Source organism: Flexithrix dorotheae DSM 6795 (assembly GCF_000379765.1).
Taxonomy (GTDB): Bacteria; Bacteroidota; Bacteroidia; order Cytophagales; family Flammeovirgaceae; genus Flexithrix; species Flexithrix dorotheae.
In genome coordinates this window covers 690,545-712,885 of sequence record NZ_KB903430.1, presented here as the reverse complement: position 1 = coordinate 712,885, position 22,341 = coordinate 690,545, and the positions used below count along the sequence as shown (strand labels likewise).

Below are 22,341 nucleotides of genomic sequence, written 5' to 3'. Positions count from 1 at the left end.
ATTGGCCATTTCATATTGGTTGGCTGCAAGGTAAAAAGTTAAAAGGCGAAACTTAGATAAATAATGTTAACGGAAGAAAAAGCAAAATCAAAAGGAGTAGAGTTCTCAAAGGAAACATACATGTTTTGGTATGAGAAAATGTTACTGATCAGAAGGTTTGAAGAAAAAGCCGGTCAATTATATGGGCAGCAAAAGATAAAAGGTTTTTGCCACTTGTATATTGGTCAGGAAGCATGTGCTGTGGGTGCTGTTTCAGCTTTAGAGGAGGGTGACAAATATATTACTGCTTATAGAGATCATGGTCATCCTTTAGCACTAGGTTCTGATCCTAATGCAATTATGGCCGAGTTATTTGCAAAGGTAACCGGATGTTCGAAAGGAAAGGGAGGATCTATGCACATGTTTGATAAGGAAAGAGGTTTTGTAGGAGGACATGGGATTGTAGGTGGACAAATTCCACTTGGAGCAGGTCTTGCTTTTGCCGAAAAATACAACAAAACAGGAAAACTTTGTATTTGCTATATGGGAGATGGTGCAGTGAGACAAGGAGCATTTCACGAAGCATTTAACATGGCAATGTCATGGAAATTACCTGTGATTTTCGCTATTGAAAACAATGGCTATGCTATGGGTACTTCTGTGAAAAGAACATCTAACGTAACTGATCTATACCAACTGGGAGCTGCCTATGATATGCCTTCAGAGCCAGTTGACGCAATGCGGGTTGACGATGTACATCTTGCAATAGAAAAAGCTGCAAAAAGAGCCAGAGCAGGTGAAGGACCAACTTTATTAGAACTTAGAACTTACCGGTATAAAGGTCACTCAATGTCCGATCCGGCAAAATACAGAACTAAGGAGGAAGTCGCTGACTATAAAAAACAAGATCCGATTGAGCAGGTAAAAGTTGCTTTAATTGAGCAGGGTTTTGCTACTGAGGAGGAATTGAAGAAAATTGATAAGGATATTAAGCAACGTGTTCTAGATTCAGTAAAATTTGCGGAAGAATCTCCTTTCCCTGATCCTAGTGAAATTTATAAAGATATTTATGCTGAGGATGATTATCCATTTACAATTGATTAATGACAGCAGTCAGATTTCATTTATTTAAAATAACTGCTTTAATTAACCCTGGTAAATTGATTATAAAGGTTTTTAGCTGAATTTTATTAAAAACAGACTACTATTTTAGATATTAGTCTGTTTTTTTATTGTCATAATTTTTGACCAAAATTCCTAATTAAAGAGAAAATATATATTTTTGCACCCTTAATTAAATTTAGCAATGGCAAAGAAAAGTAAAGTAGCGAGTAAAAAGAGTGCAGAACAACATGCGCCAACCGTAACTGATTATATGGAAAATCCTGAAGCAATTCAGGAATCATTAAGCAAATCTCAGGAATTTGCAACCTCTCATAAGAATTTACTTACGGGTATTTTTGCTGCAATCATCCTATTATTAGGAGGATTTTTCTACTATCAATGGTATAATTCAAATCAGGAAGTTACTGCTCAGGAGCAATTATTCCCTGCTATTTTCTATCTTCAAAAAGACTCCCTAAATAAGGCATTGGATGGTGATGGTAACTTTACCGATGGTTTTGTAGCTATAGCAGAAGACTACAGCAGTACAAAAGCCGGAAACCTGGCAAATTTTTATGCGGGTGTGAGTTATTTGAAATTAGGTGAATATGATAATGCAATCAATTATTTACAGCAATTCGATGAGTCGGGTGTGTTAATTGAGGCCAGAGATTATTGTCTTTTAGGTGATGCCTATATGGAAAAGGGCGATTATGCAAATGCTATCACCAATTATAAAAAAGCGAGCGAAACAGATCCTAATAAGGAATTTACGCCAATATATTTGATGAAATTGGCCATCGCACATGAATCTGCGGATGATTTAGCAGCTGCAAAAGAAGCCTACCAGGAAATTATTGACGATTACAAAGATTCTCAGGAGGCTACAAAGGCTAAAAAATATTTAGCGAGAATCGCCCAAAAATAAGGGTGAAATTTTTCTCCTTTTCGGAAAGCGACCTGAATAAATTCATTTCAGGTCGCTTTTTTTGTTTACAGTTTCTTTTATTTTAGTTCTTTTAATAAAATTTGCCCAATAGTCTTCAGCGCTTCTTCTGCCTTATTTTCCCAAACCAGGCTGCAGCTAATTCTCATGAAATTTCTAAATTTCTTTTGAGTTGAAAATAGTATTCCGGGCAGAAACTCAATATTAAATTCCATCGCCTTATAATATAGTTTTAAGGTATTGATATTTCCCGGAAGTTCAATCCACAGAAAGCACCCTCCCTTGGGATGGGTTACTTTTGTGCCTTCAGGAAAGTATTTTATAATGATTTGTGTAGCCAGAAGTACCTGCCTGGAAAAGGTACTTCTTAAAACTTTAAGGTGTTTGGTATATTCTCCTTTTTTGATAAACTCGGCAATGGCCATTTGTTGCAAGGAAGGGGAGGCAATACTGGTCATAAATTTCAATCTTTTGATCTGATTCAGGAATTTTCCAGGAGCAACCCAGCCTACTCTGTAACCTGGAGCTAAGGTTTTGGAAAAGGAGGAGCAAAGCAGAACCATGCCGTGCTCATCAAAAGCTTTTGCTGTAATAGGTCTTTTGGAACCAAAATAAAGGTCACCGTAAACATCATCTTCTATTAAAGGAATATTGTGCTTGAAGAGCAATTGAACCAGTTCTTTCTTCTTAATATCAGGAATACAACTACCCAATGGATTATTAAAATTGGAAATGACCAGACAGGCTTTAATATCCTGTTTTGTGATAGCTGTTTCAAGCTCATCCAGGCAAATTCCGGTATCGGGGTCAGTTGAAATTTCCACTACTTTTAACCCTAAACTTTCAATACATTGCAAAACGCCATAGAAAGTAGGGGATTCGATTGCAATGGTATCTCCTGGTTTTGTAACTGCACGCAATGACAAATTTAATGCTTCCATACAGCCCGTAGTTGTCACAATTTCCTCTGGCATTAGGTTTTTGCCCCAATTGAAGGAAAGAAAGGAAAGTTGTTCTCTGAGGAAGGAATTTCCACTGGTAAAATCATATTCAATTATTTCTTTTTCACTGTTCCTCGCTACAGAAAGTAAGGTTTTATTGAGTTTATGCGTAGGCAATAACCTGCTATCAGGCCTGGCTGTACCAAAAGGAACTTCTACTTTATTTTCTGAAACACCAACTAATCGACTCACCAGGTCATCAATATTTACTTCAGTGGGCACTTTTGAGGTGATTGATTTTTTAGGCGGAACAGGTCGGTGTTGAATCTGGCACCTGACGTAAAAGCCTGATCTTGGCCTTGCTTCAATGAGTCCTTTGTTTTCCAGTGAGAAGTAGGCCTGGAATGCAGTGGACATACTCACGTCCAACTGTTGGCTGAGTTTCCTCACTGAAGTTAGCTTTTCTCCTGGTGCCAGGATGCCTGTTTCTATTTGCTGTTCAATCTTTAAGGCGATTTCTTCATATAAAAAGCCTTTCGAATTTTGTAGGGATAGATTCAAACTGATATGGTTAAAATTAAAAAAACTGAATCTGTTATGCTTCAATAATAACCATCATTTTTGTGAAATAATTTATTGATTGGAAAAAAACGAAAAAAAATAATAGAAAATTAGAAGTTAAAATCTGATTGTTGTTTTACTCTTTCTTTCAATCTTTTTACATATACGTTAATCAGGCTATAAAATGCAACAAAAAAACACACCAGCTATCTGGCAATTGGTTTTGGCTTTTGGAGCCATTTACATCATCTGGGGTTCTACTTACCTTGCTATGAAATATGCTATTGAAACCATGCCCCCCTTCTTAATGGCGGGAATAAGGTTTCTGATAGCCGGAGGAATTCTGTATGCCTGGGCCTATTTTAAGGGAGTTCCAAAACCAACATTCAATAATTGGAAAAGCGCTACTATTACAGGTGGTTTTTTGTTATTGGGGGCAAATGGGGGAGTGGCCTGGGCGGAGAAATTTGTGGATTCAGGGATGGCTGCACTTATCATTACCTCCGAGCCCTTGATGATTGTATTAATCATGTGGATTTATAAAAAGCAAAAACCATCCTTAATAAGTTTGTTCGGAGTTTTTGTAGGAATCATTGGGATGTTTTTATTAATTGGTCCCGTGGAAATTGCCAATGCACAGCATCTCCACCCTGTAGGACTAACCGTTATAATTTTTGCTGCGATTTCCTGGTCAATCGGTTCGGTATATTCATCCGAAGCCGATTTATCCAGCCATCCTATTCAAAATACTGCAATGCAAATGTTGGCGGGTGGAGCATTATTATTTGTATTTAGCCTTACATTCGAGGACCTTAAGCATTTTGAAGTAACAGCCATAAGTTTTGAGTCAGGTTTGGCATTTTTCTACTTGATTATATTTGGTTCCATAATAGCTTTTTCCGCCTTCAGTTGGTTAATGAGGGTGGAATCGCCTAGCAAAGTGGCTACATTTGCTTATGTAAACCCGGTAATTGCCTTGTTTTTAGGCTGGAGCTTTAGAGGAGAAGTTTTTTCTACCCAATCTCTTTTTGCCGCTGCATTACTCATTTCTGCAGTATTTATGATTACTGTTGGAAAAAAAGCACAGGGAAAAGTAAAGCTTAGGGCATTTTTTCGGAAATTTAGATTTGTGAATCGATAACTTAAACTTCCATGGAAAAGACCTTTTCAAAAGAAACAAACTGTATTCATACTCAGCAGGATTATGAATTATTTATACAAGGGGTGAATACACCTATTGACCCTTCCTCAGCCTTTCAATACAGAGGATTTGAGGAAAACGTGTACCCAAGGTATTACAATACTATCAATCAAAAGGTAGTAGTGGAAAAACTGACAGCGCTGGAAAAAGGAGAGACTGGTTTGCTTTTTAGCTCAGGAATGGCTGCCATTTCTTCTATCCTTTTTTCTTTTTTAAAAACAGGGGATCATGCCATTTTTTACCAGAAAATCTATGGGGGAACTTTTAGTTTTATAAAAACTGAATTTGAAAAATTTGGGATTGAATATTCATTTGTTGAAGAAAAGGCACCTGAGGCTTTTGAAAAGGCAATTAAGTCAAATACAAAGATTGTATATATAGAGTCTCCCACCAATCCATTACTGGATATTTTGGATATAAAGAGTATTGCTGAGGTAAGCAAAAAGCATCAGCTGATCTCTATTATTGATAACACTTTTGCTACTCCTATCAACCAGACTCCTATTGCTTTGGGAATTGATATTTCCCTTCACAGTGGAACAAAATACCTGGGCGGACACAGTGATTTGGCCTTTGGTGCTGTAGTCACATCAAAAGAATTAAATAATAAAATTCTTAAATCTGCTATTAATCAGGGAGGAAGTTTAAATGCACTTGATGTTTATCTCATAGAAAGAAGCTTGAAAACTTTGGATGTTCGGGTGAACCGACAGAATGAAAATGCCCTTCAAATTGCTGAATTTCTGGAAAAACATCATAAAGTTGGAAGGGTTTATTATCCTGGTTTAAAAAATCATCCTGGATATGAAATAGCCCGTGAACAAATGAAAGGCTTTGGCGGAATGCTTTCCTTTGAATTGAAAGCTGATGGAATAGACCAGGTCAATCATTTCCTGGATGCGTTGAATTTGATCAAGCCGGCACTTAGCCTTGGAGGGGTAGAAACCATTATTTGTTCTCCAGCCCTGACTTCCCATATAAAAATGTCGAAGGCTGATCGGGAAAAGGCCGGAATTTCAGATGGCTTATTGAGGCTTAGTGTGGGTATTGAAAATGTCCAGGATTTACAAATGGAATTAGATTTTGCGCTGAATAAAACTTAACATTCAATTTACGGCCTAAATTACAGGCAACTTCTACAAAAGAATAATAACAGAAATTTTGCAAATTTTAAATTGGGTAAAAATTACCCCTGGCACACTATTGCCAGTTTTTTTCTAATCAAAAACTCTGTGACATGAAAATAAAAACCTACCAGATAGATGCTTTTACCAACCAGCCATTTAAAGGAAATCCTGCTGGTGTGTGCGTGTTGGAAGAACCCTTGGAAGAGTCTCTAATGCAGTCCATTGCAGCTGAAATGAACCTTTCTGAAACTGCATTTTTTTATCCAATCCTGAACGATCCCGATTATCCGGAAGATTTTTATAACCTGAGATTTTTCACTCCTACGGTTGAAATCCCTTTATGTGGTCATGCTACTTTGGCGACTTCAAAGTTACTTTTCCACCTGAAAAAAGTGACCTCCGGAGAGATAAGGTTTAAAACACAAAGGGGAATTTTAACCATTGCAGAGCAAGAAGGTAAAATTGAAATGGATTTCCCACTGGATGAGCTGGTGGATTGTACTCCTTCTGAAGAATTGCTCAAGGTATTGGGTCTGAAAAAAGTGGTGGACTCGAAGTTTGGAGTAAATACAAATTTCCTTTTACTGCGGGTGGAAGATGTTGAAACAGTGAAACAGATTCAGCCTGATTATGGCCAGCTACTCAATATCTCAGCCGGTATCGACTTAGAAGCCGTTATTGTAACTTCTACCGGTAACGCTCCTTTTGATTTTTCTTCGCGGGTATTTGGGCCCTGGGTGGGCATAGATGAAGATCCGGTTACTGGCTCTGCCCATACGGTTTTAGGACCTTATTATGCAGAAGTATTAAATAAAAAGACATTGAATGCCTTGCAATGCTCTGAAAGGACAGGGGAGTTGGGATTATCAATTACAGAAAATAATAGAATCAAAATTAGGGGAGAGGCTGTAATTGTATTGGGAGGCTATCTCAATATATAGAAAACGACAACTTTCAACCAATGAAATTGCTATGTGCAACGTCTTATAAATGTTAAAATCTAGTTTGACTAAAAGGGGAATCGACTTTCGTTTCCCTTTTTTTATTTAAAAGGGTTACCATTTTCAATATTAGTTATAGAACCTATGAAAAGTACAATCAAAGTAAGCAATAAGTTAATTAAAGCCTTTACCATTGGTAAAGGTTTTTTTTTGCCCTTAATGCCAATCTTAACTGACTGATTTAAATTAGGTTTATTCCCCAGAAAAAAAAGCTTAGAAAATTTATCCTCTAAGCTTTTCACCTTATTTTTTTCCGGCTCAACTGAATTAAGGTTTAGATTTTCTTCAGTTGATAAACCAGTTCAATATACTCTGTCATGGCATCTTCCTTTGATTTTCCTGCAAGGCTTGCCCATGCATCATGTTTAAATTGAGCTTTAAAATCAAACCCTCCCGGACGCTCAGTCTGAACATCTCCTTCAGTAGCTTGTTTAAAAAGTCCATATAATTTTAGAAGTTCCTCGTTTGTCGGTCTTTCGCTCAATTCTTTTACAAGCTTTTGAGCTTCTTCAAATTCTTTTTCTAATTCCATTTTTTATGGGTTTACTGGTTGTAAAATTAGTTTAATTTATGTTAATCTTTGTGCTTTTTTTCTTCCTCATTAAGATTTTCAATTTCCTCTTCATCAAGTGTCAGATCAATAATTTGTGGTCCGTATTTTTCTGCCAGGAACCTTTGTTTATAAATAAATTCGGCAGTATCACAAACTTCACTTGTAAAATAGGCATTAAATCCACTTCCAATTACCGCCCCGTTTATGGGAATAACATCTCCTATTTTGGCTTTCAGTAATTGTATGGTAATGGAGGAAGTAAGGGTTGAAAACATATCGAGAAAAGTAGGTTTATCCAGAGATTGATTTTGGTCCAGTCCCACCATTTTTTTTGCTTTTACAATTAACCGGTTCATGACTTCCTGTTTTGCCCCTTCATTGGAGCAGGACGCATATTCTAATATATTTAGGGCAAAGAGTTTTTCCTCTTCTTTATTTATATCAAAACCATAATAGGTGGCATATTCGCTGATAGCTTTGTGGTTAAGATTCACCAACGCAATGATATCTGATGGCATACTGGGTAATGACAGTGCCGTACTGCTTTCCTCTTCCTCTCCGGCCAGTGTTTTATATTTTTTGCATAAATCTCCGATGACCTGTTCTACGTCTTCCAGATGGAGTTTGGATATGTCTTTTGTAGATTGGATCTGGCTATAGCCGGCTTTGGTATATTCGCTTAAAATCCGCTCTGAATCAACCGACCATTTGGATAAATCCTGAAAAAAATCGAGAAATTTCTGGTTGGTTTTCTGGATAATGGCATCCATCCCAGGTATTTTGGAAAACAAGTTACCTGCTTTTTTTAAAGGGGATTTCATGGCACTTAGCATGGTGCCAAACTTTTTTTTTGCGGGTTTTTGTTTAACTTTTATTTGTTCAATTACCTCCAGTTCGTATTTTGTAGGCTCATGTTTACTTTCAGGTTCACTCATTGTAGTTCTCCTTAATTTTTCTGGTCTTTTAGCAGTAGATGCTGTTTATTTGGTATTTAAAGTACAAATTAAGGATTATTTTCTGAGAAATTCTTGTTTAAGAACAAGTAGTTTTTAAATATTGAATACCGGATTGGCCTGATTTTCAATCCACCCCAATTGACTTTAACCAATAAAAATGATAGAAAATGGAAAATCAAACCACATCCATAGAAAATGAAGTGTTTGAACTGAACCCCAAACAGCTGGCTTATCAAAATAGTGTATTAAAATCCTTTAAGTTTAAGCTCTTCCTTTTAACTAAAGTTCCCCTTGGTTTTTTTGCAGGGATGAAATTATTGGAGCTCAATCCTCACAAAGCTCAGGCCTCTATGCCTTTTAAATGGTTAACTCAAAACCCTTTTAAATCCATTTATTTTGCGGCTCAAAGTATGGCTGCAGAGCTTTCCACAGCATCTTTAGCCTTGTTAGCCATACAGGGGAAAAAGCCATCTATTGCCACAATCATTGTGGGGCTGGAAGCGGAATTTGTAAAAAAAGCTACAGGCAGAACTTACTTTACATGTGAAGAAGGCGCAAAAGTTTTTAAAGCGGTAAAGGAATGTGAAACTACCGGAGAAGCGGTGACAGTAAAGTTAAAAACAGTGGGGAAAATGGCTGACGGGACGGTGGTTTCCAATTTTTGGTTTACCTGGTCATTCAAGCAAAGGAGTAAATAGCAGAATGTTTCAAAAAAGGAAGGCGGCCCATTATTGAGCCGCCTTTTTTATATTATTTGAATTCCAGTTCAATAATCGTATCTATTTCGTCTCTTTTTTCAAAAGGAACTTCTACAGCCAAACCGAAATCAGTATCCTTAAATTTTAAAGCGCTTTTGTCACTAAAAAGCTTTGCTGATTTTACTTTTTTACTGAGTCCCTGAATTAAAAGAGATTCATCATTCCAGTTAAGAATATGGATGTAAACTTTACCATCTTTCTGAGTACTCACACCCCAGTCTCTAGCATGCACCGGACCTCCTCTGGTTCCGTAAATGGTTTCCCCATTTTTTTCCAGCCATTTGCCCATTTCTTTTAATAATCGGGAGTGTTCTGGTTGAATTTCTCCATTGGGCATGGGGCCCACATTAAGCAAAAAATTACTGTTATAACCAGCTGCCTTCACCAAATACTGAATCAGTTGTTTGACTGATTTGTCATTTCTGTCTTTCAGGTTAAATCCCCATGAGCCATTTATTGTTTCACAGGTTTCCAGTGGAAGATTTCCAATTTCCGATTCCCCTGAAAAACCAGTGGTATTGTGTCCTGGCAAATCTTTTTCAAACATTTGGAAATCTTCCCCCTCAAATGGAGGCTGATGATGATTATTGCCAATAAGTGCCCCTGGCTGAAGTTTGTGGATGAGTTCATATGTTTCCTCAAGTTTCCAGTTGGCCTTTTTCCTGTCCCACCAGCCATCGAACCAGATGCCTGCTACATCACCGTAATTGGTAAGTAATTCTGTTAGCTGATCGTTTTGATATTGTAGATATTTATCCCAATCTCCCTCTTCTGGTCTTCCGGTATAACCTCCTCCGGTTACTCCCCTTGGGAAATAATCGGTATGATGCCAGTCTAACTGGGAGTAATAGAAAAATAATTTAATGCCTTGTCTGTCACATTCATCCTTTAGCATTTTAAGTACATCTTTGCCATATGGAGTTTTGTCTACAATATTGTAGTCAGAAACTTTTGAGTCATACATGGCAAAACCATCGTGATGTTTACTGGTAATCGTAATGTATTTGATGCCAGCAGCTTTCACCATACTCACCCATTCTTTGGCATCGAAGGATGTTGGATTGAAAAACGCAGGCAATTTTTCATATTCCTTGATGGGAATTTGCTTTTGGTTCATAATCCATTCGGCAATTCCTTTGTCTCCGCCACCACCCATCACACTATAAACTCCCCAGTGCACAAACATGCCAAATTTTGCATCCTGAAACCATTCTCGGTTTTTTAGGTTTTCTTCAGTAGGAGTATATTTATCTTGTGAAAATGCCGGGGTATTAAAAAATACGGTTAAAGCAAATAGGTAGAATACCCTATTCCATAAAGTTCTCATTATCAGATGTTTTATAGTTTCAATTATTTTTCTTCCTTGCTATACAATTATCAAAAAGTGTATAGAAATCAGGTTTTCTTTACCTTCAAAGTTAGCCAATGGGAAATTCTTTTTCCTGAAATCGATAAACCTCTGGGGGTAATCCGGAATTAAACCCAGTCAGTTATTTAAATTTAAACTAAATCATGGTATTCCTGTTTAGATAATACCTACTATAAAATCAAAATAGAGATGCACGGAGAGAAGTCAAGTAAAATACCAATATTTCCTTTAAATGTAGTAGTCTTCCCTGGTGAAGATCTTAATTTGCACATATTTGAACCCCGATACAAGGCACTTATAAAGGATTGTATTGAAACAGGTATTTCGTTTGGAATTCCAGCCTATCTGGATGGCAAAGTGCAAAATACAGGCACTACTGTGAGGTTGGTGAAAATCGTAAATAAGTATCCTGATGGAAGGATGGATATCATCACTAAAGCGGAACAAAAATTTCGAATGTTGAATTTCGAACCAGAAATGGGCAGCAAACTTTATGCAGGGGGAGAGGTGGAGTTTTTAGAAATCTCGGATAATTCAAACCATTCAGACAGAGTCCTTTTAATTGAAACAGTGCAAAAACTTTTCAGGCTGTTGCAAATAGATAAAAACGATTTACAACCGGAAATGGAATTTCTTTCATTTAAAATAGGCCATCATGTGGGGTTAACCCTCAAACAGGAATTCAGACTTTTGAGCCTGGAAAAAGAAACCCAGAGAATGGACTTAATTATAGATCATCTTATTCGGACCATTCCGGCCATCAGAGCCGCTGAAAAATCGAAGGAGAAAGTAAAACTTAACGGACATTTTAAATATTTTGATCCGTTGAAATTTTAGTCAGGTGTTTGATCACATCTTCATTTGCTTTAAATCCAAGTGTTTTTTTAGGGAAAGGTTTGATGAATTTATCCAGGAGGGAATTGCTGCCTTTCACCAAAATTTCCACCTCCTTTTTCTTTTTGACTAAGGCATTAAAAAAAGCACGAAAGTTTGCCTGCTCATCAGCCATGCAATCAATGACAATTATGGGTGATTCTGCCTTTTCAATGAATTCGATGGCATAATTTACAACCAGACTATCTGAATGATTATCAAAGTCAAATACGGATAATTTAGGGAAATTTTCCCGAATAGATTTTAATAAGGTATTGCTAAAAGCAAAATCATTGACTGGTAAGATAGAGATAAAAATAATTGAATGCATAGGATGGGATTTAAAAAAAGTCAATGGCTTTACTTTTTTATGATAATCTTTTCTGAAAAACTATAATTCCCTTTCTGAAATTTAATCAGGTACAAACCCGCCACCCAGTATTCAGTTTGTATATTTACTTCACTGTCGGGAGAAATAACCTGAGGTTTAGAAATGGTTCTGCCTAGCAAATCAAAAATCTGAAAACTCAGGGTTTCCGCTGAGGAAATTTTAAAACTATTTTTGGCGGGGTTGGGAAATACCTGTACCTTAAATGCAACTTTAGGGTCGTCAATTCCACTGACGATACTTTTATTTTTGAGGAAAGTTAATCCTCCTGCTTCAGATCCGATAATCAGATTTTTCTCGTAGGCGATAGGGAAAATTCCTGATCCAAAATGATGCTGTATATTTTTTCCTAAAGTGTTGTTAAAAAACAGGTTCTCAATTGCGGTAAAAGTGCCATCCAGGTCCTCAATAAAGTTCGTATAAACTTTAAATTCTCCGGAACGGTCTCCGGTGATCAGATCGGGCAAATCATCTCCATCCATATCGGCCACATCAAGGCTGAGTTCTCTTTTTGTATTGTCAAAACCGATTCCTCCTGCAGCTGAACGTACTTTTGTGAAGTTTAAATCACCCGTGTTTTCATATTGAATTAATTCTCCTCCTCTATTTTTACCTAAAAGTAAATCCATGTCATTATCGTTATCAAGGTCAGCAAAATGGGCTTCATCCAGCCTTTCAATATCTACATCAATGAGCTGAATATTTTCCAATTGAAAAATAGGTGGATCAGCCGGGTTAGCTGCTTCATTGAGCATGTACCGAATAGCCAGATCGCTGGTATTTTTAACCAAGGCAGTGAAAACAAAATCGGTTTTGCCATCATTATTCAGGTCTGCAAATTGCGGTTTTATTTCAATAAAATTGAGTTGAGATAAACCCAGATAATCAACATTATTCAATTCAAAGGCTGGTTGTAAATCTGAGCCAGTATTCTCGAATAATTTAATGGTAGCATAAAAACTGCTATCCGATTGCTGATCTCCTTTATTAGCTACAAATAAATCCAAATCTCCGTCACCATCAGCATCAGCCATTGCGGGAGAGGCCCCTTCACCCAGATCAATCATTTCATTTTGCAGGAAATCTTTCTTTTCAAAATTGAATTCAGGAATGGCATTGGTCCCAATATTTTTATAATACCAATTGGATTGGGAAAAATTGGTCATAAACCCGGCATCATTCGAAAAAAGGTTAGGGCTTACTAAAAGATCATTTTTTCCATCAAAATCTACGTCTTCATAAAAAGAAGCTGGAAATACATGAAAATTGACAGGTTTGGTAATGGGAATGTCTAAAATTGCTGAATCAAATACCGCCTCATTTTCATCCCCTTTGTTTTCAAAATAAACCAAATGATTACAGCTTACCTCCCCAAGAATTAAGTCCTTATCGCCATCATCATCCATATCCAAAGCTAAAAGAGCTGAACCTGCATGATTTGTTTTGGCCACTCTGCAACTGGTTTCATTTCCAAAAATATAGGAGTCACATGTGCCACATTCTTCAAAATCTCCCCAGCGATTGGTAATTTTCTGAAACTCCAGGTTGTCGCAATTACCAAAGTTTTCCATACTAAGGTTTTTGTGATATTCCACTCTTCCTCCAACTGTAGGAATAAAATTCAGGATATCCAGGTCACCGTCATTATCTATATCTACAATAGCGGGAATATCGGTAATATCCACTTTCAGGGTTAAGCTTCCACCTGAAAAACCGGTGCTTTTTATAGGGTCTTTGGCCAATTCCCAAGCTACATTTTCTCCTTCTTCTGCAATATTGGTATAAGCTGTAATGCCGCTGTTTGTCCCAAAAAACAAATCCTTTTTCCCATCGCAATTATAATCCACCAGAAGCATCCAAAACTGAAATTTTGGAAAGAGGTCTTCATATTCCGGGGCATAACTGAATTCATTATTTTGGCTTAAAAAAGTACTCAGTTTTTGGGTGGTACGATCAAAAACGACCAAATCTTCACTGCCATCCCCGTTTAAGTCAACCTTGCTAAATTGTGATGCATTTAATCCGCCAGCCCATGCATTTTTTAAGGATTCTCCTCCAATACTTACCTCAATAGAATCATAAAAAACAAAACTGGTTTCCTGTGTAAATCCATGGAAGGAATAGCTTAATAGGAGAATGAAAAATAAGGTCTGTTTTTGCATGGGGAAATTACCTGGTTGTAAAAATTCGTAATTGTTTTGGGTGGTAAATTTAGGACACTCAGAAATTTTATTTGGTTTAAGCCTGGAGATTTTTGCGGGCTTCTTCTGAAAATTTTGGCGAAAGGATTTTAAATCATGAATTAGATAGGAAAGAGAATTATTTATCCTTAACTGTCCAAAGTTTTTGTTGAAATACTGTGAATGCTTTAATTTGCGGACAATCCAAACTATACCGGCTTTATTTGTTAAAAGTAATGAAGTTAAACCCATCAATTGTCCGATTCCATCTTTTTCTGGTTATTTTCCTATGCTCCATTTCCCTGGTAAATGCCCAGGTAAAGCTTAGTCCAAGAGCTAAAATAAGTGTTTTTACCATTGGCCAGGGAGGTCCGCAAGACGAACTTTTTACACAGTTCGGACACAGTGGCATCAGGGTAAATGATCCACTTAATAGAATTGACTGGGTGTATGATTATGGTGTGTTTGACTTTGACGAGCCTTTCTTCTACCTCAAATTCGCCAGAGGACAACTCCGGTACAGATTGGCAAAGGCAGAATATGAAAGATTTGAGTATCGCTATAAATACTATAACAGGGACCTGACCGAGCAGGTTTTAAATTTGGATTCCGCTCAAAGACAGGTAATTTTTAATTTTTTGGAAGAAAATTATAAGCCTGAAAACAGGTATTACCTGTATGATTTTTTTTATGACAATTGTGCCACCAAACTCCCAGCAGTGGTAAAAACTGCTCTGGGTGATGATGTGGATTTTAATACTTCTCCTCCAGATGAGCAATTGTCGTTCAGGCAATTGATTCAGCCAGATTTGGAAACGCATCCATGGGGAGATTTGGGCATTGACCTGGCACTTGGTCTGCCCTGCGATAAGATTGCTTCTCGATGGCAATATATGTTCCTGCCACAATTTGTAAAAAAAGGTTTTGACGAAGCGACTATAAAAAGTGAGGGAAAAGTATTACCACTGGTAGCGGAAACCAATATTGTGAATGTACACAAACCCTGGCCTCCATATACACCCACCATTACCCCTAGTCTGATTTTTTGGACGGTTTTTGTACTGGTAACACTTTTTACGGTTTTGGGAATTGTAAAAAACAAACGATTTAAGGCAGTTGATTTTATCCTGTTTTTTAGTATCGGGTTGGTGGGCATGCTCATCGTATTCCTTTGGTTTTTAACTGATCATAAAGCCACCGTCAATAATTTCAATATCCTTTGGGGACTGCCTACCCATGTATTTCTCGCATTTGCCCTGTTGAAAAAACAGCCTAGTAGCTGGGTAAAAGGCTATCTGGTTTTCACCATTGTATTGAATATCATCGTATTGGCTGGATGGAATTTCCTTCCACAGGCATTGCATTTCGCCATCATCCCGATTGTATTGGCACTTTTGGTGAGAGCTGCATTTAATTTTCGAGTGGTGATGAAATAGTTGGGATTAGGATAGCCTGGATTTATGGATTTTGAAAGAGGTTGGTTGAGAGGCATACAGGGCATGTGTGTGCCAGTATTTGATTTAAATAATTGCAATTCAAAGCGTTACAAACGCTTTTCTCGGTCCTCCTCGTTTCCGAACGAGTGGGGTTTTTTGTTTCTTAATTCTGGATAATTATTATTGGAGTCCACGGGTCATGCGTGAACCAGCGGAGGGAGAAATAATTTAGATCCAAAATATTTTGAATGAACCCTAGCTAAGCAAAATGAAAAATAGAAAGTTATTTTATAAATTTTTAGGAGTTAGCTTTATTATTTATTCCATATTTAGAATATTAAATTTTTATTTAATTCTAAATATTTATGATTGGGTTAGCTATATAATTTTATTTTGTTGTGGAATAGTCCTTTTTTTTTCATTGTATAGGGAGAGTAATCAAGGTAATTCGTAACTAAAAATTAATAACTTTCCACAAGTTGGCGAATGCGTGAACCAGCAGAGACTTGTTACTGATCAAAATGTATAACAAAGAACTATTAATTCTACTTTTATTTTGTTTTGGGTGTAAACCCTATTTTTACACCATAGATGGTTCTGATAAATTTTTATATAAAACAGAGAAATTTGATTTAGCGATTAAGATTAACAGATATCATAATAACTTAATGGTGGATTATGAATTTAATCAAGTGAAAGACACAATTTATTTTGACCCCATGCAAGTTGTATTAATTGATCAGTCTTTTAGAAAAGTTAATGTTGATGTATTCTATGCATTCGATTATAAAAAAAGATTTTTTGATTATACAGATCAGGAAAAATTAAAATTTACTAATAAAAATAAAATCCGTTTATATTTTAAAACAGGTAAAATGCAATGTGAAAAGGACACTCATCAAATGGATCATGGAAACTGCCTTAAAGATGCAAATAATGTCATAAGCTTACCGATTTTAGAAATTGCAGCAAATGAAAGACTTTGGTGTAAATAAAACTTCTTAGATAAATTATATTGAAAAGTACGACATTGCGCGTGTGTCCAAGACCTGCTATTAAGTTTTGTACATGTGGGGAGGTGTGTTCGTGACAAGAATAAAAAAAAATCCTTTCCGTAAAATACAGAAAGGATTCCCACTTCAAAACTTCAACTGTGTTTTATCAATTTTATCTATTTTTTAATCTTTTCCACACCCTTCTTCTGATTCTAAAATCCATTTCAATTTCTTCAGATTCTCCATCTACAGTTCTTACTGCAAGGTTATCACAAGTGCCGTCACCGAAATCAAGGGTTGCGGTGGATTCTCCAATTGTGGTTTCGATCACACCTGATTTTATCCATGGACAGTTCAAAGAAGTAATTAATGGAGTGGTGATTTCTTTAGAATAGCTGGTGCCTTCAGCAGAACCACTGGCTGTTCCGGTTATTTGGAAAACATCATCACTTCTGATTTCGGTATCCATTCCTTCAATCATTTTTCTTTCTTTATTGGCTTCCCTGGTGATTATTTCTCCCTCTGGGGTAGTGATTTTGCCCCCTTCCATTACAATTGAATAAGTGTAGTCCCCCAGGAAGGTAATGGTTCTTTTGCCTTCTACCTTGTTGTCATTCACATAAAAGTCTTCAAATTCCACAATTCTTTGAGAGCCGACTTCATCTCTTGCTCCTGTTAAGGTGATGATAATTTTCCCTGATTTTGAATGTCCTGCCGGGTTTGTGCAACTATCTCCAAAGTCAATAGTAATGGTTTTGGGATAACCTCCTTCTTCAGGCTCATCAATGGTTCTGGTGGCGCAATCCTTAAATCCAATTCCTCTTCTTCCGTTACTGAATTCTATATCGGCTGTGGCATCCTCAATATCGTATTCAAGATCATTGAAAGCATTTTCGGAGAAGGCTGTAGCATCCAATACTTCATCCGATGATAAATTATCTCCCTCATTCTGACAACCAATTAATGCAATGCTAAAAATGATTACCGCAAAAATTGATTTAATATTCACTAACTGGTTTTTCATGATTTTCGAGTTTTTCATTTTGATTTGATTTTTGGATTAAATTTTTGTGAATTGGAAATAGATTTCCAGGCTTACCCTTTCCTTAAATTTTGGAACCGGATAAGAATAATATTTGAAATTATTTTATTAACTAATTGATTTTTAGAGTGCTATGAGGATTTGTTCTTTAATACATACCTTGTTGAATATTATATTTTAAAATTGAAAATTTAAAAATAAACTTGTCGTTCTTCCTAAAAGTAATTCATCATAAGTAGTTACATTTTGAATATTTACATTTTGTTGTCCTTCCTGAAATACCCCATAACGATCCAGAACATACTCACGACTTCCAATATTATCCTGGTCGTAGGCATTGAAAACAGATACTCCAATTTTCCCCAGGCTCTTCCCCAATTTAAAATTATAGCTGGCCGATAAATCCAATCTATGATAACCGGGGAGTCTGCCATTGTTTCTGGAATCGTAGGTAAATTTCACATTTCCATTTGCCTGAGTCACCGTATCCGATGGGATGGAATAAGGCTGGCCTGTATGAAATACCCAGTTTGCAGATAAATCCCATTTCCCCAGTTTGAATTGATTGTAAAATTTAAATTGATGACGCTGATCATTATTGGCAAAGAAATATTGTCCGCCATTTAAATTATTATATTGGTGTTTTACTTGCGATAAAGTATAACCAACTGATGGGCTATAAATCTTCCCTTTTTTGTAAATCAAGACATCAACTCCATTTACATATCCTTCGCCATTGAATAAGACATCCTTTACTCTCCAGCTTGGTTTAAGGTCATTTCCTCTTGTTACATTATCTAATACTGTTGTGATTAATCCATCCAGGTTTTTGTAATAAAATTCCACATCAATCAGGAAATTTTCTTTTTCATAGCTGCCGCCCACAATAAAGTGATCGGATGAAAGTACCTGAATGTTTTTATCATTGGCCAGAACCCAATAATCCTGATTGATAATGGAAGTAGCACTATGCTCAATTTGGTTTATATATTGGTAATATCTGCCAATGGCTCCCTTAAACCTCCAGTTCTCATCAGGCTGATAACTTAGTGAAAACCTGGGCTCAGGATAAAATTCATTTGTTAGTGTATAATAAGTTTCCCTCAAGCCTAAAGTGAATGAAACCTTATCAGAAGGGGAAAAGGTGTTTTGAATAAATCCACCTATCTGTGAACCCTCTGCATAGAAATTTACCAGATTTAAATTATCAGTAGCTTTATCGGAATAATCTATTTTATTAAAAGTGGTGAATAAGCCAAATTCAAGATAATTTTTATCATTTACGGTATATTCAAAGTTGAACCTCCCGGAAATTTCGTCTATTTGATTTTCCCTTTGGATAGCCCAATATCTTTCTTCTCTTTGCCTCAGAATATTGGTTTCGGAATACCTTTCCAGGGAATAATCCCTAAAGTATTTAGACAAAGCCAGGTTGAGCGTTCCAAATAATTTTTGATTATAAACCCTGTTCCATCTCAGTCCTAAACCTGTGTTTCCCACCAGATATTTTTCCAAAGTTTGTTCCTGATAACTTCCCAGCCGATTTTCTACTGAAAAGTTTGTGGTGGAGGCGTAATCATCCTGTCCATTGTAAAAACTCAAGGAGATTAAATCTTTGGAAGTTGGCTTAAAGGAAACTTTGGTATTGATATCGTAATAATAATATTTTGGAGATTCTATTCGGTTTTCGTTTTGTCTGGTATTTGCATTCAACTGAGGGTTATTTTGTCTCGCATAGTTGAATAGTTTATTGTATAAATCAGTCTGTACTATATCGGTATAAGCTCTTCTTCCAGAAAGAAAAAAAGTAGCTTTATCCCCAACAGGCGTTTCTACAGCCAGATTGGCACTTAGCATATTCAAACCTATGCTGGCTGCAGGCTTATTGCTATTTCCCGCTTTTCCAGTGATATCTACCAATCCGGAAACTCTTCCGCCATATTTGGCATCAAATCCTCCTCTGTAAACCTGAATGTCCTTTACGGCATCAGTATTGAAAGAACTGAATAATCCGTAAAAATGGTCGAGGTGATAAATGGTAAAACCATCGAATAATACCAGGTTTTGATTTGGCGAACCGCCTCTTATATTCATGCTGGACGCTTTTTCACCGGTACTGCTAATTCCTGGAAGCATTTGTATGCCCCTCATCAGGTCATTTTCACCAATTTGAGGTAAATTGCTGATTTGAGTAGGGTTCAGTGTAAATTGTCCCGGGTTTTCCGCCACATCCAGCATGGCTTTATTTTGTTCATTTACCTCAACTTCCTCCAAAACCGCAAGATTGGGCTTCACCTCTATCACAATTAAATCTTCACCATCTAATGATTCTATGTCCACTGAAATGGGCTCATAACCAAGGTGCTTAATTTCTATGGAATCAGCCATTTTTGGCAAATCAGCCAGCGTAAAATAACCATCCTGATTGGCAATCACCCCAGTGGAAGTACCCTTCAGGCTCACTGAAGTGAAAGGCAGGGTTTCCCCCGTCTCACTGTCCTTTACTACACCTGTGAGGGTATAGGTAGGGTTTTCAGTATGGTGATTTAAATGCTTCATTTCGTTTTTTTTTCTGATGACCACCCGATCTTCTCCTATAATTTTAAAGGTCAGGCCGGTATCTTTTAAAATCTTCTCCCAGGCTTCCTTCAGGGGAAGCTGATTGATTTCCTGATTAATATTAATGGTTTTAACTAATTTTTTTTCGAAGGCAATTTTCAGGTGATATTCCCTTTTAAGTACTTCAATTACCTCCAGAAGACTGATATTTTCAAATTTTTCATTTACGATAATGGGTTCTTTTCCAAAAGTGTTATACGATGTTAGCATGATGATTACATAAAGCATCAGTTTTTCTAATATTGAAGTTTTAATTCGCATGCTTATCATCTTCATCTGCAAGTAAAAAGAAAATTCAAATGAACTCGAACTTACTCTTTCGTGATTTCTACCTGTTTGCCTTCTACCTTGTAATTTAATTCCATTGGAAAACAAATCATTTCCAGGGCTACTTCTAAATCATCATTAGTAAAAACTCCTGTGTATTTCTTATCTTTTATTTCAGTTTTAATATCCACTTTCAGGTTATATTGTCTTTCCAATTCGGCAAAAACTTCCTGTAGTGGCCTGTCGTCATAATTAAATTCACCTACTCTCCAGGTCGCTTTTTCCTCCTGTTCAAATTTATAAGTTTCCGATATTTGTTGTTTTGCTATCTTCACACCCAATCCCGGAGTCAGTAGTTTTGAACTTGCCTGATCGGGAGTACTGACTTTCACTTTACCAGTAAAACAATCAACTTCCATTTTTCCTTCCCTTGCAAAAACATTAAAACTTGTTCCTAAAACTTCCACGGTTCCTAAGTCAGTAATTACGGAAAACCTTGCCCCTTTTTCTACCTCAAAAAAACCTTCTCCTTTTAGTTTCACCATTCTGTTTTTATTCCAGGTTTCTTCGGTAAAACTAATTTCTGAGCCGGCATTTAATTTTACCTTTGAGCCATCTGGTAAGTCCCAATTAAGTTGTTGGCCTGTCTCTGCTATAACAAGCAAAGGAACCGGGGCTTCTTCATTTTGATTTATTACAAAGAAAATCCCAATAAGTATTACAGCTGCAGCAGCAAATTTATACCAATTTCTACTGATAAAACTTCTGCTATCCATTTCCACCACTTTTGTTTCTCTCCCAATTCCGGCTTCAATTCCCTTCCAGATTTTATTTATCTGCACATCGGAAATTTCTTTTTCTTTAGTAGTCGTTAGTAAAACTAGTTTTCTGGCTTCAGAAATTAATGCTTTCTTATCCTCATTATTTTGGATAAATATTTCCCAAAAAGATCGGGTTTCTACTGATGGATTTTTCACCCATTTGCAGAAGAACTCATCCTGAGCAAAGTCTTCCAACCCATAATCTCTATATTTATTAATTTCTTCAGCCATAACTTTAGCAGCTTTGAACAGATAAGTAAACTGTTCTTATTTTGTACTCAAAATTTTTTTATTTTTTTTCAAAAAAAATGTGATTTATTTATAAGTTGTTGATTTACAGTGGATAGTATTTAGAATTTAATAAAGAAAAAAATCATAATAATTTTTAAATACTTAATATTTTCCTTCAGGGCCTTTAATCCACCATAGATCAAATTCCTTGCTGACTGGTAGTTGATATTTAGTGCTTTGGAAATTTCATCGTAATTCATTTCATGGAAATATTTCATATAAATGGCTTCTTTCTGTCTTTTAGAGAGATTTGCCATAGCCCCTTTTAATTTATCTTTGCCTTCTTGTTGCAGTTCTTCTTTTATCAGGTGGTCCTCTGTATTTATCTCCAGCTGAAAATCGTAATTCTCAAGTTCCATTTCAGTATTGAGCTGTTTGCTTTTTTGAGTTTTTCGGATGATTCTTCTCCTCAAAGCTCCTAAAAGGTAGTTTTTAATGGAATCTGTTTCGCCAATGGTTTTGCGATTCCGCCATAAGTCAAGGAACAAATCCTGGATACAGTCTTCCACAATTTCCCCATTTGGAGTGAATTTGCTCCCGTATTTATATAAAATCCTTATGTTTTGATTGAAGATTTCAGCAAAGGCAGTTTGGTTGCCTTCTTTGAATTCTTTCCATAAATTCAGGTTTTCCATGCGCTAAGTATTCTCCTGTTTAAGTAACTTAATTACTTATAATTCCCAAACAGTTTCTAAAGCTATTGGACAATTTTGGAAAAGGAAAGTTTTCGGAAAATTTAAGTGCCAGTACTATTAATTTTGAAGGAAATTATACACTTTGTATGGCGTTGGTCGCTGAGAAAAGGAACAATTATCTTTTATTCCTATCTTTTTTGGGAAAACTGATGGTGGGTTAAATATTAAATGAATGGCACAAAAAAAACCAACGGTAATTTTCCGTTGGCTTTCCCATTACTCATTACTACCTAAAGTT

General features: G+C 36.4%; 19 protein-coding genes. 9 read left to right on the top strand and 10 right to left on the bottom strand.

The window, feature by feature from the left end; translation table 11 throughout:
* Positions 1–63: 63 nt before the first annotated feature.
* Positions 64–1,083, top strand: a complete 1,020-nt coding sequence (gene pdhA / locus A3EM_RS0103105) for a pyruvate dehydrogenase (acetyl-transferring) E1 component subunit alpha (RefSeq protein WP_020526705.1) — start codon at positions 64–66, stop codon at positions 1,081–1,083.
* A gap of 202 nt (positions 1,084–1,285) precedes the next feature.
* Positions 1,286–2,011, top strand: coding sequence for a tetratricopeptide repeat protein (locus A3EM_RS0103100; protein WP_020526704.1), 726 nt, complete (start codon positions 1,286–1,288; stop codon positions 2,009–2,011).
* Between the two features lie 77 nt (positions 2,012–2,088).
* On the opposite strand, the gene A3EM_RS0103095 is transcribed toward A3EM_RS0103100, so the two are convergent.
* Positions 2,089–3,531 carry an aminotransferase-like domain-containing protein gene (locus A3EM_RS0103095; RefSeq protein WP_026210075.1) on the bottom strand — a complete coding sequence of 481 codons (1,443 nt, stop codon included), beginning with the start codon at positions 3,529–3,531 and terminating at the stop codon, positions 2,089–2,091.
* Between the two features lie 184 nt (positions 3,532–3,715).
* Between A3EM_RS0103095 and A3EM_RS41370 the strand changes: the two genes are divergently transcribed.
* The 3 genes from A3EM_RS41370 (at position 3,716) to A3EM_RS0103080 (ending at position 6,800) form a co-directional block, all read left to right on the top strand.
* Positions 3,716–4,672 carry an EamA family transporter gene (locus tag A3EM_RS41370; RefSeq protein WP_020526702.1) on the top strand — a complete coding sequence of 319 codons (957 nt, stop codon included), beginning with the start codon at positions 3,716–3,718 and terminating at the stop codon, positions 4,670–4,672.
* A gap of 11 nt (positions 4,673–4,683) precedes the next feature.
* On the top strand, positions 4,684–5,835 hold the full coding sequence (locus A3EM_RS0103085) for a trans-sulfuration enzyme family protein (RefSeq protein ID WP_020526701.1): 1,152 nt from the start codon (positions 4,684–4,686) through the stop codon (positions 5,833–5,835).
* Between the two features lie 134 nt (positions 5,836–5,969).
* Positions 5,970–6,800: a PhzF family phenazine biosynthesis protein gene (locus tag A3EM_RS0103080; RefSeq protein WP_020526700.1), complete on the top strand. Its 831-nt coding sequence runs from the start codon at positions 5,970–5,972 to the stop codon at positions 6,798–6,800.
* A 334-nt stretch (positions 6,801–7,134) separates the two neighbouring features.
* Here A3EM_RS0103080 and A3EM_RS0103070 read toward each other — a convergent pair whose 3' ends face one another.
* Both A3EM_RS0103070 and A3EM_RS41365 read right to left on the bottom strand, forming a co-directional pair.
* The gene (locus A3EM_RS0103070; protein ID WP_020526698.1) at positions 7,135–7,392 is read right to left on the bottom strand and encodes an acyl-CoA-binding protein; all 258 of its coding nucleotides are present in this window, start codon (positions 7,390–7,392) and stop codon (positions 7,135–7,137) included.
* A gap of 41 nt (positions 7,393–7,433) precedes the next feature.
* A complete protein-coding gene (locus A3EM_RS41365; RefSeq protein WP_020526697.1) occupies positions 7,434–8,348 on the bottom strand; it encodes an EcsC family protein in 915 nt (304 codons plus the stop codon).
* A gap of 188 nt (positions 8,349–8,536) precedes the next feature.
* Between A3EM_RS41365 and A3EM_RS0103060 the strand changes: the two genes are divergently transcribed.
* The gene (locus tag A3EM_RS0103060) at positions 8,537–9,067 is read left to right on the top strand and encodes a PaaI family thioesterase (protein WP_020526696.1); all 531 of its coding nucleotides are present in this window, start codon (positions 8,537–8,539) and stop codon (positions 9,065–9,067) included.
* A gap of 52 nt (positions 9,068–9,119) precedes the next feature.
* Here the strand turns inward: A3EM_RS0103060 and A3EM_RS0103055 are convergent, their stop codons facing one another.
* Positions 9,120–10,454 (bottom strand): alpha-L-fucosidase, encoded by a 1,335-nt coding sequence (locus A3EM_RS0103055; RefSeq protein ID WP_020526695.1) that lies wholly within the window; start codon positions 10,452–10,454, stop codon positions 9,120–9,122.
* Positions 10,455–10,685: 231 nt separating this feature from the next.
* Here A3EM_RS0103055 and A3EM_RS0103045 point away from each other — a divergent pair, with 231 nt between their 5' ends.
* Positions 10,686–11,333: an LON peptidase substrate-binding domain-containing protein gene (locus A3EM_RS0103045; RefSeq protein WP_020526693.1), complete on the top strand. Its 648-nt coding sequence runs from the start codon at positions 10,686–10,688 to the stop codon at positions 11,331–11,333.
* Here A3EM_RS0103045 and A3EM_RS0103040 read toward each other — a convergent pair.
* Both A3EM_RS0103040 and A3EM_RS0103035 read right to left on the bottom strand, forming a co-directional pair.
* On the bottom strand, positions 11,305–11,700 hold the full coding sequence (locus A3EM_RS0103040; protein WP_020526692.1) for a hypothetical protein: 396 nt from the start codon (positions 11,698–11,700) through the stop codon (positions 11,305–11,307). The genes A3EM_RS0103045 and A3EM_RS0103040 overlap by 29 nt on opposite strands.
* Positions 11,701–11,729: 29 nt before the next feature.
* Positions 11,730–13,919 carry a T9SS type A sorting domain-containing protein gene (locus A3EM_RS0103035; protein ID WP_020526691.1) on the bottom strand — a complete coding sequence of 730 codons (2,190 nt, stop codon included), beginning with the start codon at positions 13,917–13,919 and terminating at the stop codon, positions 11,730–11,732.
* A gap of 254 nt (positions 13,920–14,173) precedes the next feature.
* Here A3EM_RS0103035 and A3EM_RS0103030 point away from each other — a divergent pair, with 254 nt between their 5' ends.
* Together A3EM_RS0103030 and A3EM_RS0103025 are read left to right on the top strand one after the other, a co-directional pair.
* Positions 14,174–15,373, top strand: coding sequence for a lipoprotein N-acyltransferase Lnb domain-containing protein (locus tag A3EM_RS0103030; RefSeq protein WP_020526690.1), 1,200 nt, complete (start codon positions 14,174–14,176; stop codon positions 15,371–15,373).
* Positions 15,374–15,894: 521 nt separating this feature from the next.
* Entirely contained in the window at positions 15,895–16,368 is a 474-nt protein-coding gene (locus A3EM_RS0103025; protein WP_020526689.1) for a hypothetical protein, read from the top strand.
* Positions 16,369–16,540: 172 nt separating this feature from the next.
* On the opposite strand, the gene A3EM_RS0103020 is transcribed toward A3EM_RS0103025, so the two are convergent.
* From A3EM_RS0103020 to A3EM_RS0103000, 4 genes are all read right to left on the bottom strand, one after another.
* The gene (locus tag A3EM_RS0103020; protein WP_020526688.1) at positions 16,541–17,410 is read right to left on the bottom strand and encodes a hypothetical protein; all 870 of its coding nucleotides are present in this window, start codon (positions 17,408–17,410) and stop codon (positions 16,541–16,543) included.
* Positions 17,411–17,587: 177 nt separating this feature from the next.
* The gene (locus A3EM_RS0103010) at positions 17,588–20,305 is read right to left on the bottom strand and encodes a TonB-dependent receptor (RefSeq protein WP_157637715.1); all 2,718 of its coding nucleotides are present in this window, start codon (positions 20,303–20,305) and stop codon (positions 17,588–17,590) included.
* A 35-nt stretch (positions 20,306–20,340) separates the two neighbouring features.
* Entirely contained in the window at positions 20,341–21,348 is a 1,008-nt protein-coding gene (locus A3EM_RS45470; RefSeq protein ID WP_020526685.1) for a FecR family protein, read from the bottom strand.
* Between the two features lie 119 nt (positions 21,349–21,467).
* Positions 21,468–22,043 carry an RNA polymerase sigma factor gene (locus A3EM_RS0103000; RefSeq protein WP_020526684.1) on the bottom strand — a complete coding sequence of 192 codons (576 nt, stop codon included), beginning with the start codon at positions 22,041–22,043 and terminating at the stop codon, positions 21,468–21,470.
* Positions 22,044–22,341: the final 298 nt, after the last annotated feature.

Excerpts from the sequence above, each read along its gene's own strand:
- pdhA (WP_020526705.1), top strand. The coding sequence starts at position 64 with ATGTTAACGGAAGAAAAAGCAAAATCAAAAGGAGTAGAGTTCTCAAAG.
- A3EM_RS0103100 (WP_020526704.1), top strand. The coding sequence starts at position 1,286 with ATGGCAAAGAAAAGTAAAGTAGCGAGTAAAAAGAGTGCAGAACAACAT.
- A3EM_RS41370 (WP_020526702.1), top strand. The coding sequence starts at position 3,716 with ATGCAACAAAAAAACACACCAGCTATCTGGCAATTGGTTTTGGCTTTT.
- A3EM_RS0103085 (WP_020526701.1), top strand. The coding sequence starts at position 4,684 with ATGGAAAAGACCTTTTCAAAAGAAACAAACTGTATTCATACTCAGCAG.
- A3EM_RS0103080 (WP_020526700.1), top strand. The coding sequence starts at position 5,970 with ATGAAAATAAAAACCTACCAGATAGATGCTTTTACCAACCAGCCATTT.
- A3EM_RS0103070 (WP_020526698.1), bottom strand. The coding sequence starts at position 7,392 with ATGGAATTAGAAAAAGAATTTGAAGAAGCTCAAAAGCTTGTAAAAGAA.
- A3EM_RS41365 (WP_020526697.1), bottom strand. The coding sequence starts at position 8,348 with ATGAGTGAACCTGAAAGTAAACATGAGCCTACAAAATACGAACTGGAG.
- A3EM_RS0103060 (WP_020526696.1), top strand. The coding sequence starts at position 8,537 with ATGGAAAATCAAACCACATCCATAGAAAATGAAGTGTTTGAACTGAAC.
- A3EM_RS0103055 (WP_020526695.1), bottom strand. The coding sequence starts at position 10,454 with ATGAGAACTTTATGGAATAGGGTATTCTACCTATTTGCTTTAACCGTA.
- A3EM_RS0103045 (WP_020526693.1), top strand. The coding sequence starts at position 10,686 with ATGCACGGAGAGAAGTCAAGTAAAATACCAATATTTCCTTTAAATGTA.
- A3EM_RS0103040 (WP_020526692.1), bottom strand. The coding sequence starts at position 11,700 with ATGCATTCAATTATTTTTATCTCTATCTTACCAGTCAATGATTTTGCT.
- A3EM_RS0103035 (WP_020526691.1), bottom strand. The coding sequence starts at position 13,919 with ATGCAAAAACAGACCTTATTTTTCATTCTCCTATTAAGCTATTCCTTC.
- A3EM_RS0103030 (WP_020526690.1), top strand. The coding sequence starts at position 14,174 with ATGAAGTTAAACCCATCAATTGTCCGATTCCATCTTTTTCTGGTTATT.
- A3EM_RS0103025 (WP_020526689.1), top strand. The coding sequence starts at position 15,895 with ATGTATAACAAAGAACTATTAATTCTACTTTTATTTTGTTTTGGGTGT.
- A3EM_RS0103020 (WP_020526688.1), bottom strand. The coding sequence starts at position 17,410 with ATGAAAAACTCGAAAATCATGAAAAACCAGTTAGTGAATATTAAATCA.
- A3EM_RS0103010 (WP_157637715.1), bottom strand. The coding sequence starts at position 20,305 with ATGAAGATGATAAGCATGCGAATTAAAACTTCAATATTAGAAAAACTG.
- A3EM_RS45470 (WP_020526685.1), bottom strand. The coding sequence starts at position 21,348 with ATGGCTGAAGAAATTAATAAATATAGAGATTATGGGTTGGAAGACTTT.
- A3EM_RS0103000 (WP_020526684.1), bottom strand. The coding sequence starts at position 22,043 with ATGGAAAACCTGAATTTATGGAAAGAATTCAAAGAAGGCAACCAAACT.